Genomic DNA, 16,398 nt, shown 5'->3' on the forward strand with positions numbered 1-16,398 from the left:
AAAATTACCGTGATTTCACAAACAACCGCATGCCCCAGGCATCAATCTCAACGCGTTCTCCCTGATGATACCGTTTCCCGCTCAGCGGTTCCGTCACTTCGGCCTCAGTACGGATTGTTGCAGGCGTGGCGCAATAATTGAAAATAAATTGCACCGCCTCGCCCCGGCTGTTTACGGCGCGGCGAACAACCAGCGGCCACTGATACTCTGGCGTAGAGGAGACCAACGGCGTGTCTGATGAGAGCGCGCTAAACAGGTCAAATATCACCTTGCTGGAGGGCAAACAGCCAACATAGAGCGCTTGCCCTTTACCGTAATTCGACAGCGTGGCGGCGGCATATTTTCCCCAGACCGGGTGGTCATAACGCAGCAGAACGGCGGTCTTTTCAGTGTTCGGCGTCAGCAGCTCCATCCACAGTTCCGGGTGCTCATCCGGGGCGCAAACCAATGCTTCAGTTTCAGATCGCAGCCCCACGTTTTCTGGGATGACGAACTGGCTGTAGCTGACGCCGCAGCATTTATTCAGTATTGCAGGCTGGGTTTCAGCGCGCACTCTGACATTCTCATCACAAAATCCGGACTTAAAGCCAATCAGCACTTTGCCGCCGTTTTCAACAAACTGGTTGATACGCTCAAGCTGTTCATCGCTTGCACAGTAGAGCGCCGGGATAACCACGACCTTGTATTGACTGTTCTGCGGGTCGAGGGTGTTGATGATATCCACCGCGATATTATTGTCATAAAGCGCATCCCAGAACCGTCGCAGGATATCGTTGTAAACGTAATGACCGTGGTTGTTCAGCCCGGGTTGCGGGGTATCGGGTTTAAACCAGTTCATGGCTTCCATCGCATCATTGCTGACCAGAATCGCGACATCGTTTTCTACGCGCAGTTCGTTAAGAACGCCGGACAGCTGAGCCATCTCCTGACCGATAGTCATCGCTTCCTGGTAAGTTGGGCCTGGAGCGAAATCATGACTGATCAGCCCTTTCCAGTAGGTTTCATAGGAGTTGTGGATCGAATGCCAGTGCCAGTAAGAAACCATGCTGGCGCCGCTGGCGATATGGCTGAAGGCCTGCAAGCGTAATTGACCAGGCCACGGTGTCCATTTGGCAAAGCCCTGGGCCTGCGTCTCCATGACATAATAGTTGCGCCCATTTTTCAGGTTCCTCGCCACATCGCCGCTGAAGGCTATTTCCCGCCCGCTAAGATGATCCTGACCTGGATGATAAACGTCAACGCTGACAACGCTCATTGCCTGCGCGGCAGAAAAGTGATCGACCTGCGGCTGAAGCCCAAAAGAATAACCGCGCCATTCAAAATCGAAGTTTTGCGTGACAAACTGCTCTGGACGCGCGTATTCCCGCACGATATCGGCCTGCCAGGCCAGATATTCCGCGATCTTCTCTCGACGAAAGCGAGCAAAAGCGCAGCCGAGGCTGGCGTTGATGGTGCTGGCGACAGGGGGGAAATCTTCCCAACAATCAATGCGATTGCTCCAGTACTCAAGCCCAAAGGCATCATTCATCTGACGGATATCCGGGAACTGTTTTTTCAATGATGCTATAAACGCCGCCTGAATATCTTCGCCGGTATTGTCATAATGCTTGGTTTCATTATCGACCTGATAGCCAATAATCGCCGGATGGTGGTGAACATGATTAAGCAGGGCGCGAATAACCTTTTCGGCATGCTGAAGGAAATGCGGATTAACGATATCCATAATCTGCCGACGGCCATATTTTTCATGGCCAGCTGGCGTAGTGACCAGCGCATCCGGGTGTTTACGCGCCAGCCAGCCGGGGATGGCGTAGGTTGGCGTGCCGATAATAACGGAGATGCCCGCGCGGTGCATGGCGCCGAGCACGCGATCAATATGGTAGAAATTGAACGTATTTTCTTCAGGCTCCAGCGTGCTCCAGGTTGATTCCGCAATTCTGACAACATTAATGCCAGCGGCGACCATCATCTCGATATCTTTTTCCAGGCGCTCCTCACGAATGTACTCATCGTAATAGGCCACACCATAATAAAGACCTGTCATATAAGCTTTCTCCGTGATTTCGTTATTCGCCAATCCTGGTGACTGGAATAGGATTAATATATTCCGGCTATAGCGAAAAAAGCTTAATGATCCCGCTGTCTTTCCTGAACAAATCTGTTGTGCGTTGTAAAGTGTGATCGGCATTACAGGATGCCAACTTACGCGATGTCGCGCTGTTTTTTGCGTGACAATCTCGGGGGCGGGTACACCCCCGATGATTCCTTATCAGAACCACGCTTCCCACATCGCGCCGAGGTTGAAGTCGTCCAGGGTTTCGTCTTTCGTGCCGTTGACGCGCGCGGTGCGGTCGTTGTCCACTTTGCCGCCTGTCACGTAGAAGCGCAGCATGGGGCGGAATTCGGGTCCCATGGCGATCGACATGTTCTGCGACAGCGTCAGCTTCCAGCCGCTGTTATCCCCGCCGTTGTCGTAATCTACGCGCTGATAGCCCGCTTCCAGCCAGGTGGAGTGAACGTCGTTCCAGAAGTACATTGGGCGTACAATTGCGCCATAGTTCTTACGGTTATCACTTTTATCTGCACTGTTGTCGTAGTCATGGAACGCCAGCAGGTATTCCACCTGCGCCTGGCGGGTAAACTTATGGCTCCCCTCGAAGCTGGCGTAAACCGTGGTCAGGTCGTCGGTTTTGTTGTAGACGCTGTTGTCTGAGTTATCCGAATAACGGGCGATCACCTTGTTCACGCCGCTGTCGTTGGTGTGGCTCAGCACAAAAGCGCCCTGCCAGGCTTTCAGACGGTCATCGCTCTCGACGGCCTTGGAGTCAAAGCCATAGTTGGCGTAGATCTCCAGGTCCAGCGGGCCGACCTTCATATTGTGGATTTTTGACGTCACCGCGTAATTACCCTTATCACCGGTGCCGGAGCCGCCGGTACAGGTAATGCGTGAAGGGTTAGCTTCGTCTTCCATGACTTCCGGGCTACACGATTCGACGGCGGCGACGGTGGCGACATCAAACTGTACACCGCCAATGTCGAAGTTCTTCACCCCGGCGCCCTGGCCGTCGTGGTTCATCCAGAAGTAGTCGTTGATGCCCTGTTGTGGACGCTGATGGAAGTCACGACCGGCCCAGATGTAGGCGTTCGGATTGGATTCCAGCACGTTGGTCACGCCCGCGTAGGCTTTTTTGAGGTTAACTTCGTCGCCCCAGTGGTCAATCATCACGTTGATATCCCAGATTGCGCCGTTGTCGCTTTTGAACGCTTTGGAGAGCTGGAATTCGCCACCGTTGCCTTCGTTACCCAGACGACCAATCGCGGATGCACCGTTATAGGATCCGTCAACGCCAACGTATTTCTGATCGCCACTCTGGAAGTGCGCGCCGTAACGGGCGTAGCCGCTGAACTTCACGCCGAATGGTATCGCCATATCCGGCGACTGCGCCGCGCTTTGCGGTTCGTTAATCACATCGGTTTTCTTCGCCACGGCAGCGTCCATTTTCGCCTGGCGTTCCGCCAGCGCTTTATCGACGGCTTTGGCGACGATGGCGTCGATTTGTTCCTGCGTAAATTCCTGTGCGAGCACAGAAATTGGGCACAGCGCGGCCACGACCGCCATGGCTAATGGAAGTTTTTTTATGTTCATGGTTATCTCATTTGACACTTAACCCTTCAGGTTGCCATTGGCATTCTGAATAAGCGTGTGTATTCATTTATTTTAAGATAATAACCATCCCGTCTCGGTTGAATTTGCTATCACCAAAACAAGTTGATTTGTTTGTTTTTTAATAGGTACAGAAATAATTTATTTAGTCGTAATAAATACTCCGTTCAGAAAGTGTTATTTAGAAACTAACGTTGATACAGATGAATGATTTCTTCTGACAGTTCGCGGGCTAATAGCGACGTCATTAAGTGGTCCTGCGCATGCACCATAATTAATGTCATTGGTTGCCGGGCTTCCCCGGCGTCCTGTTCGATCAATTTGGTTTGCATGTGGTGAGCCTGACGGGCATAGCCGTCAGCCTCACGAAGCAGGCTTTTCGCTTCGTCAATGTTCCCGGCGCGCGCGGCGTGCAGCGCTTCGAAGCACAGGCTGCGTGACTGCCCGGCATTGACGATGATTTCCATTACTGCTTCTTCTAATGCAATCATGATGCTCTCTTTTTAATCGAATCCATTATTGGCGGCAGTTTTCGCAAACCACTCGCCGCTCTTTTTCACTGTACGTTTTTGCGTGGCTAAATCTAACTGGACAAAACCGTAGCGGTTTTTATATCCGTTAAGCCATGACCAATTATCAATAAAGGTCCACATATGGTAACCAAGGCAATGACAACCCTCGTTAATGCCTTTATGCAGCCATTTAAGATGTTCCGAGACAAACTCAATACGGTAATTGTCGTTAATCTGATCGTCCTGAATAAAACGCTGCTCGTTTTCTACACCCATGCCGTTTTCAGAAATAAAACAGCGCGGGTTGCCATAATTATCACGCAGATTCGTAATAATATCGTAAATGCCCGGCTCATAGATTTCCCAGCCACGGTACGGATTCATTTTACGTCCCGGCATTTCGTAATAATCAAACAGCGACTCTGGCATAAACGGCGCGTCAGGATTGACGGCGTTATCGCGGCATTTCACCCGGCGCGGTTGGTAGTAGTTAATGCCCAACAGGTCGATTTTACCCTCGGCGATGAGCTGGCTGTCGCCGGGCTGGCAGGCCGGTAGTTGATCGTACTGTTTCAACAGTTCCACCAGGTCCGCCGGATATTCGCCTTTTAATACCGGATCGAGGAAGCTGCGGTTAAACAGCAGATCCGCATGGTGTGCGGCTTTCACATCCGCCGGATTTTGCGAGCGCGGATAAGACGGCGTTAAATTCAGCACTACGCCGATTTCACCGTCATAGTTGCCAGCGCGATACGCACGGACCGCCGTCGAATGCGCTAGTACGGTGTGGTAAGCCACGGTTGCCGCACGTTTGAAATCCACCACGTTCGGGTAGTGGAAGTCATACAGATAGCCGCCTTCTACCGGGACAATCGGTTCGTTGAAGGTGAACCAGTGCTTCACCCGATTGCCGAACAAGGTAAAACACGTCCGGGCGTAGCGGCCAAAGGCTTCCACAACCTCACGATTTTCCCAACCGCCTTTCTCCTGCATGACCATTGGCATATCGAAGTGAAACAGGGTGATAAAGGGCGTGATACCCTGCGCCAGCAGCTCGTCGATGACGTTGTTATAGAAATCGACCGCTTCGGGATTGACCTCGCCGGTGCCGTCCGGGATCAGACGCGACCAGCTCAAGGATGTACGAAAGCTGTTGTGCTGTAGCTGTTTCAGCAGTGCGATGTCCTGTTTCCAGTGTTGATAAAAACCGGAGGTGTTTGCCGGGCCAACCCCCTGATGGAAACGACCTGGCTGACGGTCGAACCACACGTCCCATGTGGTCTGGCTTTTACCGCCGTTCAGGCTATCCCCTTCGGTTTGCAGCGCTGAGCAGGCACTGCCCCACCAGAAGTTTTCAGGAAAACGGTATCTCATTGTTCTGACTCCTTGATTTATTATGAGTTGCTACGGGCAGCGTTCGCTACGGAGACGGCATCCTGGGCTTTTTGCTCTTCGGATTTCATCAAAGAACGTTCGTACGCACGCAGGAAAGGCAGGTACATCAGCGCCGACATTGCCATGCAGATAAAGCACATCACCACCGGACTTAATGCCCAGTTCGCAGCCCAGGATGCCCCAATTGGCGCTGGTGTGGTCCACGGGGTTAACGACACGACCTGGGCTATCCAGCCGAGCTTGGTAGCGCTATAGGCCAGTACGGCGTTGATCATTGGAACGCAGACGAACGGGATGAACAGCATCGGGTTCATGATGATCGGCGCACCAAACAGAATAGGCTCATTAATATTAAAGAAACTAGGCACAATTCCCATTTTGCCGATGGTGCGCAGGTGGGCGACGCGGCTGCGCAGTAGCAGGAACGCCAGCGGTAAGGTTGAGCCCACGCCGCCAATCAACAGGTAGTGATCCCAGAAGCCTTGCAGATAAACGTGCGGCAGCGCCGCACCTGCCGCCAGTGCCGCCTGGTTAGCGGACAGGTTTGCCATCCAGAATGGGTTCATGATGCCGGTGACAATCAGTGCGCCGTGGATTCCCGCAAACCAGAAAATCTGGCACAGCAGGACGGAAAGCAGAATCGCCGGCAGCGAATCAGAGGCGGAAACCAGCGGTTCCAACAGGTGCATAATCGCCTGTGGAATGATCATCCCGGTTTGTGCTTCGATAAACAGGTTCAGTGGATGCAGGGTGGCAATCACCACCAGAACCGGTATCAGGATCTCAAATGAACGCGCGACGCCGGTCGGCACTTCTTTCGGCAGGCGGATTGTCACGTTATTCTGCTTCAGCCAGGCATACACGCGAGTGGAATAAATGGCGGTAATCAGGGCGGTAAAAATTCCCTGACCGGAAAGATACTGGGTCGAGATTTTTCCGTCAGCATAAGGCGCTGCAACCAGCAGAAACGCCATAAAAGCCAGCAGCCCGGACATGATCGGGTCGAGATTAAACTGGCGGCCAAGGCTGGCGCCAATGCCAACGGAGATGAAGAACGTCATAACACCCATGCTGAGGTTGAACGGCAGCATTAACTGTTCACGGTAGGTGGCAGAAAAGTCGAGCCAGCCACGGGCAAAGCTGTTGGTGGTTTCGGCAGAGAACGGAGGGAAAATAAACACCAGCATGAACGATCCGATGATCATAAACGGCAGCGCCGCCGTAAAACCGTCACGAATCGCAATCACATACTTTTGCTGCCCCAGTTTTCCGGCGAGCGGGGTGATGGATTGTTCAATGACGGCAACCATTGACTGATATAACGAACTCATATTGATACCTTTCTAGTGTGCCGCTTCAATCAGCGACAGGGCATAATCCAGCACTTTGTCACCGCGTTGCATACCGTAATCCATCATATCTATGGCTTTTACGGGTACACCCTGGGTGGCAGCCTTTTCTGAGAGCGTAGTAAGCATGTACTTTACCTGGGGGCCGAGCAGCACCACCTGATAATTTGGAAACTGTGTGTCAAATTCGGCAACACCGTATGCATCAATCTTCACGGGCAACCCGCGCGTTTCCGCTTCTTCAACCATTTTGCGAACCAGCATGCTGGTGGACATCCCTGCAGAGCAACACAACATAATCCTGAACATGGTGAACCATCCTTTAAATGTAAAAACATATTGCGAGTCTGATTTGATATCATACGGAAACCGGTTTCCATTCATCGCAAACAGAACTGTGACGGCCATCAAGATCTTATTGTTATAAGGCTAATTATTTGAATCTGGCTCACGAAATTCGGCAATTTAATCTCTTTTTGAGTCAAAATGGAAAATCGGTTTCCATGAAAAACGGAAACAGATATACTGCGAGTGGCGATTATTTAAGCCAGTGTTAAATACAGGAAGGAAAGGGCCAGGCGGGTCCTGTCAGGGGAGAATGATGTCTACTATCAACGATGTATCGCGTCTGGCCGGGGTGTCAAAGGCCACGGTGTCACGCGTGTTGAGCGGTTCACGTGGTGTCAAAGAGGCCAGCCGTCTTGCCGTGTTGAAAGCGGTGGATGAACTGAACTATCGCCCGAACGTGATTGCACAGTCGCTGCTGAGTCAGTCTACCGGCTGTATTGGGGTGATTTGCGCGCAGGATAACATTAACCAGACTACCGGCTATCTCTACGCGCTGGAAAAACACCTTAGCCAGCATCAAAAGCATCTGCTGCTGCGTTTTGCCAATAGCAAAGCGGAAGTGATGAACGCCCTGGATGAATTAAGCTGTGGGTTGTGCGATGACGTATTGATTATTGGCGCGCGGTTCCCGCTGAGCATTAGCCAGGAGAATGTCATTCTGGTGGATTGCCTGGACTCTGGCGATGACGTCAACAGCATTCAGTTTGATCACGCGTTTGCTACCGAAACAGCCTGTAACTACCTGATAAGCCAGAACCGACGCCAGATTGCACTGATCCACCCGGACGGTATGGGGTTCTCGGATCAGGTGCTGCTGGGCTACAAGCATGCGCTGGAAAAAAACTTCCTGCCGTTTAACCGCAATCTGGTGTTTATGGAGGCCACGTCGTCCTCCGTGGCATTACAGGAGCTGCTCAATAACGCGTCAACGCTCAATTTTAACGCGCTGTTGGTGGCCGACGAGCAGCAGGCTCAGCGAGTTATCCCGCAGCTGCTGGCGTTTAATAAATCGGTGCCGGGAGACATAATGGTCTTTAGCCTGGCCGGGTCGCTGCATCTGCCGGGCATTCCAACTATCCCGGCCATTGAGTATTCAATGGATGCGATGGCGGCACGCATTGTCAGTTGGCTGAACGAGAAAACCCAGAACGTGCTGGGTTCATACGTGCTGCGTGGCGACCTCATTATTCCTCAGCGTTAACCGTCTTAATCAGGCGTGAAGCCATGCGCTTCACGCCTAGATATCCGGGCATTCCACTTTGCCCAGCGCATCCCAGTAGTTATTCTGATTACTCCTTTGTATTGCCAAAATGGCCTCGCGAATGTGCTGCTGATTACGCGTATCAGACATAATCGTTTTTTCCCATACTTCATCCGACGGCGACCCTTGTGGGGTACAAATTTTGCGTAAGTCCTTTAATACGGTGTTTTTTTCGTGAACTGCCTGTAGAGAACCGTAAGCCGAGTCGGCCTGCGCCAGACCCGGCAGCGTGAAAAGGACGGCAAAGAGCAGCAACGCTGTTCGTTTCATTTATCATTCTCCAGAGTGAATTGTTGCCCGATCCGGCTTATATCCTCTTCCATACCTGATAAGCATAGCGCCATCAGGCATGCCAGATTTAAAGATAAGTATAGACAGCATATGGCTCTCTAAGCGTTCTGCATGAGTCGGAAAACCGGTTTCAGTTGTAAGTTGTAGACCGATTCTTCCCATCCCTCACTTTCTTGCACAGCAGAATAGTGTATGTTCTGAACAATCATTAATTTCTTAAGCGGTAAAGAGATGAGGCGGATTGAGGTAATACTGGGGGAGCTGGAACGGCTGACGCGTGGGCTTAATCTTGCCAATTTGGCGCAGGAAACGGCATTCACCGCGGAGGCTATAGGCTTTAACCTTGGACTGGCGCGTAATTCTGTCAGTAAAGACCTTAATCAGCTATGGAACGATGGCCTGGCGATTAAAAGTCGGGGCCGTCCGGTGTTCTTCCTGCATCGTCAGGCAATTGAAATGTTGCTGGATCGCACGCTGGATGAGTCCGAACGCGAAGTGCGTTCGGTCGCCGATCTCATCGCTCATCAGGAGAGTCTGGTCTCTGACGATCCCTTTATCGGGCTTATCGGCTACGATCGCAGCCTGCGTGATGCGGTGGAAAAAGGTCGAGCGGCGGTACTCTATCCTCATGGTCTGCATGTCATGCTGACTGGTCCCTCTGGCGTCGGCAAAACCTTTTTTGCTGAGCTGATGCATCGCTTTGCCTGCGAACGTGTGACGGGAATGCCGCCACCGCTGGTTTATTTTAACTGTGCAGAATACGCGCATAACCCGGAACTGCTTTCCTCACATCTGTTTGGTCATCGCCAGGGGGCATTTACCGGAGCAAACGAGAATAAACCCGGTCTGGTCGAACAGGCTGATGGTGGTTATCTGTTACTCGATGAGGTCCATCGACTGCCGTATGAAGGGCAGGAAAAGCTGTTCTCCATTCTCGATAAGGGTGAATACCGGCCTCTGGGTTCGAGCGCTGCGGCGCGCTCAATTTCGGTTCGCCTGATCTGTGCGACGACTGAACCCGTCAGTTCGGCGCTGCTACGCACCTTTCAGCGGCGTATTCAGGTCTGTATCGATTTGCCCGGTATTCGCCAGCGTTCAATCGAAGAGCAGGTTGAATTAATTGTTGGTTTCTTACAGCGTGAGAGCCGTAAAATTGAACGCACGGTAAGCATCGACAAAACGCTGCTGCTCTGGCTGCTGAACAAACCGCTGGAAGGCAATATTGGCCAGCTCAAGAGCGATATTCAGTTTCTGTGCGCCCAGGCGTGGGCATCAGGGATGACGGAGCGCAGCGACACGCTACAGCTGGACAAACGGCTCGCAGAGATGCCGTTTAACGCCACGCCGGAACAACGTCAGTTGGTTGATGTGCTGTTTGGCGGTACAGAGCGTCTGAGCGTGGATGCGCGCACGCTCCCGGCACTAAAAAACTCGCTGGCAACCGGGGCGGAAATTGAAGACAGCGATCTCTTTTACAGCTTCCTGACTCGTGAATACGTCAATCTGCGTAACAGCAACGTGCCGCCCGCCGAAACGCTGGCGATACTTAAAAACAAGCTCAGCTCCATATTTGATTACGGTCTTTACAGTCGCGATAACGTAGCGCATCCCCCGCGCTATGGTGACCAGATTGAAGAACGGGTGACGTTACTCATCGGCTGTGTTGAACAGGTGCTGGGCTTTACGCTGCCGGAAAACCTGGTGAACCCGCTGCGCAAGCACCTTCTGGCGCTGATTGGTTATGTGCAGCGCGGACTTATCCCGCAGCTTTACTCCTCCAGCCTGATCCTTGATCGCTGCAAAGATGAATACGACAACGCCACGCTGTTGTGCCGAAAAATCAATGAACTGCTGCATATTCAGTGCCCGGCGACGGAAGTTGTCTGGCTGTGTTTGTTCCTGAAAGAGTGTCGCCATTACCGACAGCGCATCGACGCCAGCCCCGACTGCGGTGTGGTTTTAATTGCCCACGGTGCCACCACCGCCACGAGTCAGGCGCAGTACGTGAACCGTGTGCTGGAGCGTGAATTGTTCAGCGCTATCGATATGCCGTTTGAGCAATCAGTGCATGACACGCTGGAAGCGCTGACCCGGATGATTCGGACCCGGCAATATCGGCGATTAATCCTGATGGTGGATATCGGCTCACTGATTCATTTTGGTAGCACCATCAGCAAGTTATTTCAGATAGATGTTCTATTGATGCCGAATATCACCCTGACCAGTCTGCTGGAATTGGGTCTGGATTTAAGCTATGAAACCAGTGACTTAACGCAGCTGGCGGCGTTAATGCAGAGTAAAGATATCCCCTGTCAGCTCTGCACGCCGCAGCAGGAGAACGGTGGCAAAGTGCTGGTCATCTCCTGCATTACCGGCATGGGCACGGCGGAAAAAATCAAAAAGGTGCTGGAGGAGAGCTTTGGCGAACTGATGTCGCAGGATACGCGGATGGTGATCCTCGATTACAACGAAGTGCGCAGTCTGGAGCGCGTCCAGCAGGCGATAAACGCCAGCGAACGGCTGGCGGGGATAGTCGGCACTTTTCAGCCGGGGCTACCGGATATTCCGTTTATTTCGCTGGAAGAGCTGTTCTCCGAGCAGGGGCCAGAACTGGTGCTGAGCCTGCTGACGCCCGATCTCTCCAGCAGCGAACGTCGTCTGGAGATGGAACGCAGCGCCATGCGCTTTATCAGCGCGCTGACCATGGAGAGCATCATCAACCATATTTCGGTGCTCAATCCTCAGCGTATTCTGAAGGAAATGGAAGGCGTGCTTAACCACCTGATGGCTGCACTTTTGCTGAAACCGAGCCGTCAGGTGACACTGCGCTTCCTGATCCACTGCTGTTGTATGGTCGAGCGTATCGTGATTAACCGCAAACCGTTACAGATGGCGCTTGAAAACAAGCCGGACCTGGACGCCCACGCGTTTAGTGTCATTAAATCCGCTTTCCAGCCGATCGAAGAGGCCTACGCCATTCGTTTATCAGACGCGGAATATTTTTATATCTACGAACTGTTATATAGCTGATCCCATACCTGGCGGGGCCTTACGTCCCGTCAGTCCTTTCTTCCCCTCATCGTGACACAAATTCTGGCACATCCCTTGCTCTGGTTAACTATATCTATGTAATCGAGCCAGGAGGCCATTTTGACTACCACTGAATCCTTGCCCCAAATCCTGCTGCTGACCCATGGCGGCTGGGGGCAACAGCTTTGCAACAGCCTGCGCATGGTGACGGGCGAAATTAAAGGCGTCACGGAAATCGCGCTGATGCCCGTCGATACGCTCGGTGAGTTTTATCAGCGCGTCGAAGCCGTGGTGAAAATCATGCCGGAAGGTTCACTTATCCTGACGGACTTCATTGGTGGGACTACCTCTAACGTGGCGGCGCGGCTGAGTGCCGATTACCCGGTGGCGGTGGTTTCCGGGCTGAATGCCTCTTTGCTATTGGAGGCGCTGGACAGGCGTGAGCATGGTCTTCTGACCACCTGCGTGGCTGAACTTGTTGATGCCGGGCGGAGCAGTTGTCTGGACGTTGCCGCCCATGTTCGTCAATTACAACAATCAAAATAGGGAAGAAAACATCATGGCAAACATCGTCTTATGTCGAATTGATAGCCGTCTGATTCATGGGCAGGTGGTAACGAAATGGGTTGGACAATCCCAGGCAAACCGAATTGCGGTAGTCAGTGATGAACTGGACGCCGATCCGTTTATGAAAAATATCTACCTGATGGCCGCACCGCCGAACATCAAAGTGGATTGCTACGGTAATCAGAGTTTTGCTGCCGCATGGAAAGAAAACCAGCTTGGTGACGGCAAAGTATTGGTGCTGTTTCCTTCTCTGACGGCGATTCAGGAAGCGGTCCAACTGGGTTTTGATGTGACCACCATTCAGGTCGGTGGGCTGGGCGGCGGGCCAAACCGCAAAGCGGTATTCCAGAACATTACGCTGGACGAAAAAGACGTCGGCATTTTGGGTGACCTGAAAAACCGCGGGATTCAAGTGTTCTTCCAGACCATCCCGGAAGATAAGCCGCAGTCGCTGGACGATATCCTGAAAAAATTCTAACCCTTTGATAATGGGATAACACTATGGATACTTTAGTCTTCGCAAGCCTGATGGGGTTGTATTACTGGTTTGCCCGTTTACGTTTAGGCTACACCTTCTCCGCCATGCTGCTTCAGCCCGTTGTCATTGCTGTTTTCGTGGGCTTGCTTTTAGGCAACATGGAAACCGCGATGATCATTGGCGCCGGCATGCAGTTGGTTTATCTCGGTGTCACCTCCACGCCGGGCGGTAACGTCCCGTCAGACCCCGCGCTGGCCGCCTGTATCTCGATTCCTATCGCCGTGAAAGCGGGAATGGACCCGAATCTGGCCATTGCGCTGGCGATCCCGTTTGGCGTGATCGGCGTGTTCCTCGACCAGTTGCGCCGTACGCTGAACGCGGCGTGGGTGCATATGGCGGATAAGCATGCGGAAACGGCGAACATGGCAGGCATTATGCGCTGCGCGTTTCTTTATCCGGCGTTACTCGGCCTGGTACTGCGCTTCCCGGTGGTCTTTGCCGCCAACTATTTTGGTCAGGACGTGGTGGAAAGCTTCCTCAAGCTGATGCCGCACTGGCTGACCCACTCCTTTGAAATTATGGGCGGCATTCTGCCTGCGCTGGGCTTCGCCATCACCATTATGGTGATCGGTAAAAAAAGCCTGCTGCCGTGGTTTATCGGTGGATTCTTTGCCGTGCTGTACCTGAAGGTGGACATCATGGCGATGGCAATCTTTGGTACCTGCGTGGCCTTCCTGATTAAAGGTCTGGCGAAAAATGAAGGAGCAGCATAATGAGCAGCGACGTAATGCAGCATGAACTGGTCGAGCGCGCACGAGAAAGCGGCACGCTGACCAAAGCCGACATCACCAAAGCCTGGTTTATTTACTGGCTGGGTGCGGAAGTATCCAGCTCCTATGAACGTTTGCAAAGTCTGATTTACTGCGCCTCGATGACGCCGATCATCAAAAAGCTCTACCCGCAAAAAGAGGAGCAGGTGGAAGCGCTAAAACGCCATCTGAACTTTTTCAACTCGGAACAGACGTTTGGGGCGGTGATTCAGGGGATCTCCATTGCGATGGAGGAGCAAAAAACGCGCGGCGAACCGATCAGCGACGCCTCTATCACCGGGATTAAAACGGGTTTGATGGGGCCGCTGGCCGGGATGGGGGACTCCATCATTTGGGCCGCCGTAATGCCGCTGTTAATCGCTATTTTCATTCCATTCGCTGCCAATGGCAGCGCGATGGGCGGTATTATCCCCTTAATTCTCTATCCAGCCATTACGCTGGCGGTAAGTTACGGCATGATTCACAAAGGCTACACGCTGGGACGCGACTCGATAATCGGCCTGCTGCAAGGGGGGCGAATTAAAGAGCTCATCTACGGCGCGAACGTGCTGGGCCTGATCATGATGGGTGCGCTGTCTGCAAGCTACGTCAAAATCACCACGCCGTTAAAAATCAGCGCCCTGAAAGGCTCTGAGGTCGTGGTGCAGCAGATCCTCGACTCCATCGCACCGGGCCTGTTGCCGCTGGCGGCGGTATTCGCAGTTTACTTCTACCTGGTGAAGAAAGGGCCGCGTTACACCACCATTCTGCTGTCGATTGTGGCGCTCAGCGTGGTCTGTTCGCTGCTGGGAGTACTGTAAGCCATGACGCAAAATATCTATCAACAACTGGGGCTAAAACAGGTGATTAACGCCTGCGGAAAAATGACGATTCTGGGTGTCTCCAGCGTTGCGCCCCAGGTTATGCAGGCAACGGCGCAAGCGGCTTCAGCCTTTGTTGAAATTGACCGACTGGTGGATCGTACCGGCGAGCTGGTCTCCCGCTTTACCGGCGCTGAGGACAGCTATGTCACTTCCTGCGCCTCGGCGGGTATCGCCATTGCCGTGGCCGCCGCCATCACCCGCGGTGACCAGGCGCGGGTCACGCTGATGCCGGACAGCACCGGTATGGCCAACGAAGTGGTAATGCTGCGCGGGCATAACGTGGATTACGGTGCGCCAATCACCAGTGCGATTCGCTTAGGCGGCGGACGGGTGGTGGAAGTTGGCTCAAGTAATCTGGCAGCCCGCTGGCAACTGGAAAGCGCGATTACCGACAATACCGCCGCGCTGCTGTATGTGAAATCGCACCACTGCGTGCAGAAAGGTATGTTAAGCATTGCGGATTTTGTGCAGGTCGCGCAGGTTCACAACCTGCCGCTGATTGTCGATGCCGCCGCCGAAGAGGATTTACACGCCTGGGTGGCGAGCGGGGCGGATATGATTATCTACAGCGGGGCAAAAGCTTTTAACGCGCCAACCTCCGGGTTTATCACCGGCAAGACACCGTGGATTGCCGCCTGTAAAGCGCAGCACCACGGTATTGCCAGAGCGATGAAAATCGGCAAGGAGAATATGGTCGGGCTGATTTATGCGCTGGAAAACTACCATCAGGCGCAAACTGTAGTCACCGCAGATCAGCTACAGCCCGTGGCGGCAGCGATTTCTGCCATTCGTGGACTGGAGGCTGATATTGAGCAGGATGAAGCCGGACGTGCTATCTGGCGTATTCGTGTCCGGGTGAATGTACAGGCGTTAGGTATTGACGCCCGTGAAGTCGAATCCCAACTACGCGGTGGTGATATCGCCATTTACGCTCGCCGTTACAATCTCCACCAGGGCGTCTTTAGCCTTGATCCGCGCACGGTCGCAGAAGGGGAAATGGCGCTGATCGTTGCACGACTGAAGGAGATTGCAGACCATGCAGCAGATTAATTTTTATCGTCAACGTGTGGCGATTAACGTGCTGGCAAAAGATATTGCCAATGCCAGGGAAATCTACGACGCCGCCGAGGGCCATGCGGTAATCGGCGTGCTCTCCGCGCAGTTTGCCTCAGTAGAAGACGGCATTCAGGAGGTTAAACGCTGGATGGCGCAGGTGCCATCTATTTCCGTAGGATTGGGGGCGGGTGACCCGGCGCAGTATTACAAAGCGGCGATGATCGCATCCGCGGTTCATCCGGCACACGTCAATCAGACCTTTACCGGCTGTGGGTTTGCGGCGGGTGCCCTGGCGGCTACGGGGGGGGAGCAGACCCACATTAACGCGTTGGTTAGCCCGACAGGTACGCCGGGTGAGGTGCTTATTTCCACCGGGGTTAGCAGCAGCAAAGGGACCCCTGCCCGAGTGTCCTGCGATGCGGCAGTGCGCATGATGCAGGATTCAGGGGCGCATGCGGCGAAGTTTTTCCCGATGGGCGGCGAGACGTCGTTACCGGAGCTGTACGTGCTGGCGACCGCCGCCGCGCGCAATGGGATGACGCTGATTGAACCGACCGGCGGAATCGATCTTGATAATTTCGGCATCATATTGCAAACCTGCCTGGAAGCAGGTGTACCACGCGTGATGCCACACGTTTACAGCTCAATTATCGATCCGCAAACCGGCAATACCCGGCCAGAAGATATCCGCAGATTAATGGAGATCGTAAAAGGCCTGGTGTGATAGTGCCTCCTGCATATAACCCCCGACATA

At 53.2% G+C, this 16,398-nt stretch carries 15 protein-coding genes; 8 read left to right on the forward strand and 7 right to left on the reverse strand.

Annotated elements, in window-relative coordinates; genetic code table 11:
• Positions 1-4: 4 nt before the first annotated feature.
• From FDW98_RS21950 to FDW98_RS21975, 6 genes are all read right to left on the reverse strand, one after another.
• Complete coding sequence (locus tag FDW98_RS21950; protein WP_096759025.1) at positions 5-2,044, reverse strand: beta-galactosidase; 2,040 nt, start codon at positions 2,042-2,044, stop codon at positions 5-7.
• A 225-nt stretch (positions 2,045-2,269) separates the two neighbouring features.
• Entirely contained in the window at positions 2,270-3,646 is a 1,377-nt protein-coding gene (locus FDW98_RS21955) for a carbohydrate porin (RefSeq protein ID WP_096759026.1), read from the reverse strand.
• Between the two features lie 206 nt (positions 3,647-3,852).
• Entirely contained in the window at positions 3,853-4,155 is a 303-nt protein-coding gene (locus FDW98_RS21960) for a PTS lactose/cellobiose transporter subunit IIA (protein WP_008786514.1), read from the reverse strand.
• A 12-nt stretch (positions 4,156-4,167) separates the two neighbouring features.
• Positions 4,168-5,550: a glycoside hydrolase family 1 protein gene (locus FDW98_RS21965; protein WP_096759027.1), complete on the reverse strand. Its 1,383-nt coding sequence runs from the start codon at positions 5,548-5,550 to the stop codon at positions 4,168-4,170.
• A 20-nt stretch (positions 5,551-5,570) separates the two neighbouring features.
• Complete coding sequence (locus tag FDW98_RS21970) at positions 5,571-6,902, reverse strand: PTS sugar transporter subunit IIC (RefSeq protein WP_096759028.1); 1,332 nt, start codon at positions 6,900-6,902, stop codon at positions 5,571-5,573.
• A gap of 12 nt (positions 6,903-6,914) precedes the next feature.
• Positions 6,915-7,229, reverse strand: a complete 315-nt coding sequence (locus FDW98_RS21975) for a PTS sugar transporter subunit IIB (protein ID WP_096759495.1) — start codon at positions 7,227-7,229, stop codon at positions 6,915-6,917.
• Positions 7,230-7,521: 292 nt separating this feature from the next.
• Between FDW98_RS21975 and FDW98_RS21980 the strand changes: the two genes are divergently transcribed.
• The gene (locus FDW98_RS21980; protein ID WP_096759029.1) at positions 7,522-8,469 is read left to right on the forward strand and encodes a LacI family DNA-binding transcriptional regulator; all 948 of its coding nucleotides are present in this window, start codon (positions 7,522-7,524) and stop codon (positions 8,467-8,469) included.
• A gap of 36 nt (positions 8,470-8,505) precedes the next feature.
• On the opposite strand, the gene FDW98_RS21985 is transcribed toward FDW98_RS21980, so the two are convergent.
• Positions 8,506-8,799 carry a YicS family protein gene (locus tag FDW98_RS21985; RefSeq protein WP_096759030.1) on the reverse strand — a complete coding sequence of 98 codons (294 nt, stop codon included), beginning with the start codon at positions 8,797-8,799 and terminating at the stop codon, positions 8,506-8,508.
• A gap of 252 nt (positions 8,800-9,051) precedes the next feature.
• Here FDW98_RS21985 and dagR point away from each other — a divergent pair, with 252 nt between their 5' ends.
• The 7 genes from dagR (at position 9,052) to FDW98_RS22020 (ending at position 16,368) form a co-directional block, all read left to right on the forward strand.
• Positions 9,052-11,850 (forward strand): transcriptional regulator DagR, encoded by a 2,799-nt coding sequence (dagR, locus tag FDW98_RS21990; RefSeq protein WP_096759031.1) that lies wholly within the window; start codon positions 9,052-9,054, stop codon positions 11,848-11,850.
• A 120-nt stretch (positions 11,851-11,970) separates the two neighbouring features.
• Positions 11,971-12,396 carry a PTS sugar transporter subunit IIA gene (locus FDW98_RS21995; RefSeq protein ID WP_096759032.1) on the forward strand — a complete coding sequence of 142 codons (426 nt, stop codon included), beginning with the start codon at positions 11,971-11,973 and terminating at the stop codon, positions 12,394-12,396.
• 13 nt (positions 12,397-12,409) lie between these two features.
• A complete protein-coding gene (locus FDW98_RS22000) occupies positions 12,410-12,895 on the forward strand; it encodes a PTS system mannose/fructose/N-acetylgalactosamine-transporter subunit IIB (RefSeq protein ID WP_096759033.1) in 486 nt (161 codons plus the stop codon).
• 23 nt (positions 12,896-12,918) lie between these two features.
• The gene (locus tag FDW98_RS22005) at positions 12,919-13,668 is read left to right on the forward strand and encodes a PTS sugar transporter subunit IIC (RefSeq protein ID WP_003023960.1); all 750 of its coding nucleotides are present in this window, start codon (positions 12,919-12,921) and stop codon (positions 13,666-13,668) included.
• Positions 13,665-14,525, forward strand: a complete 861-nt coding sequence (locus FDW98_RS22010; RefSeq protein WP_170975230.1) for a PTS system mannose/fructose/sorbose family transporter subunit IID — start codon at positions 13,665-13,667, stop codon at positions 14,523-14,525. The genes FDW98_RS22005 and FDW98_RS22010 overlap by 4 nt, the downstream gene beginning before the upstream one ends.
• A 3-nt stretch (positions 14,526-14,528) precedes the next feature.
• Entirely contained in the window at positions 14,529-15,638 is a 1,110-nt protein-coding gene (dgaE, locus tag FDW98_RS22015) for a D-glucosaminate-6-phosphate ammonia lyase (protein WP_096759035.1), read from the forward strand.
• A complete protein-coding gene (locus tag FDW98_RS22020; protein WP_096759036.1) occupies positions 15,625-16,368 on the forward strand; it encodes a 2-dehydro-3-deoxy-phosphogluconate aldolase in 744 nt (247 codons plus the stop codon). Before dgaE ends, FDW98_RS22020 begins: the two co-directional genes overlap by 14 nt.
• The last annotated feature ends 30 nt before the right edge of the window (positions 16,369-16,398 follow it).

It is taken from the genome of Citrobacter sp. wls711, assembly GCF_005281055.1.
Lineage (GTDB): Bacteria > Pseudomonadota > Gammaproteobacteria > Enterobacterales > Enterobacteriaceae > Citrobacter > Citrobacter gillenii.

What these genes read in the sequence shown, in the direction of transcription:
- FDW98_RS21975 (WP_096759495.1), bottom strand. Translation starts at nt 7,229, where the DNA reads ATGTTCAGGATTATGTTGTGTTGCTCTGCAGGGATGTCCACCAGCATG.
- FDW98_RS21965 (WP_096759027.1), bottom strand. Translation starts at nt 5,550, where the DNA reads ATGAGATACCGTTTTCCTGAAAACTTCTGGTGGGGCAGTGCCTGCTCA.
- FDW98_RS22020 (WP_096759036.1), top strand. Translation starts at nt 15,625, where the DNA reads ATGCAGCAGATTAATTTTTATCGTCAACGTGTGGCGATTAACGTGCTG.
- FDW98_RS22005 (WP_003023960.1), top strand. Translation starts at nt 12,919, where the DNA reads ATGGATACTTTAGTCTTCGCAAGCCTGATGGGGTTGTATTACTGGTTT.
- FDW98_RS21960 (WP_008786514.1), bottom strand. Translation starts at nt 4,155, where the DNA reads ATGATTGCATTAGAAGAAGCAGTAATGGAAATCATCGTCAATGCCGGG.
- FDW98_RS21980 (WP_096759029.1), top strand. Translation starts at nt 7,522, where the DNA reads ATGTCTACTATCAACGATGTATCGCGTCTGGCCGGGGTGTCAAAGGCC.
- dagR (WP_096759031.1), top strand. Translation starts at nt 9,052, where the DNA reads ATGAGGCGGATTGAGGTAATACTGGGGGAGCTGGAACGGCTGACGCGT.
- dgaE (WP_096759035.1), top strand. Translation starts at nt 14,529, where the DNA reads ATGACGCAAAATATCTATCAACAACTGGGGCTAAAACAGGTGATTAAC.
- FDW98_RS21985 (WP_096759030.1), bottom strand. Translation starts at nt 8,799, where the DNA reads ATGAAACGAACAGCGTTGCTGCTCTTTGCCGTCCTTTTCACGCTGCCG.
- FDW98_RS22000 (WP_096759033.1), top strand. Translation starts at nt 12,410, where the DNA reads ATGGCAAACATCGTCTTATGTCGAATTGATAGCCGTCTGATTCATGGG.
- FDW98_RS21970 (WP_096759028.1), bottom strand. Translation starts at nt 6,902, where the DNA reads ATGAGTTCGTTATATCAGTCAATGGTTGCCGTCATTGAACAATCCATC.
- FDW98_RS21950 (WP_096759025.1), bottom strand. Translation starts at nt 2,044, where the DNA reads ATGACAGGTCTTTATTATGGTGTGGCCTATTACGATGAGTACATTCGT.
- FDW98_RS21955 (WP_096759026.1), bottom strand. Translation starts at nt 3,646, where the DNA reads ATGAACATAAAAAAACTTCCATTAGCCATGGCGGTCGTGGCCGCGCTG.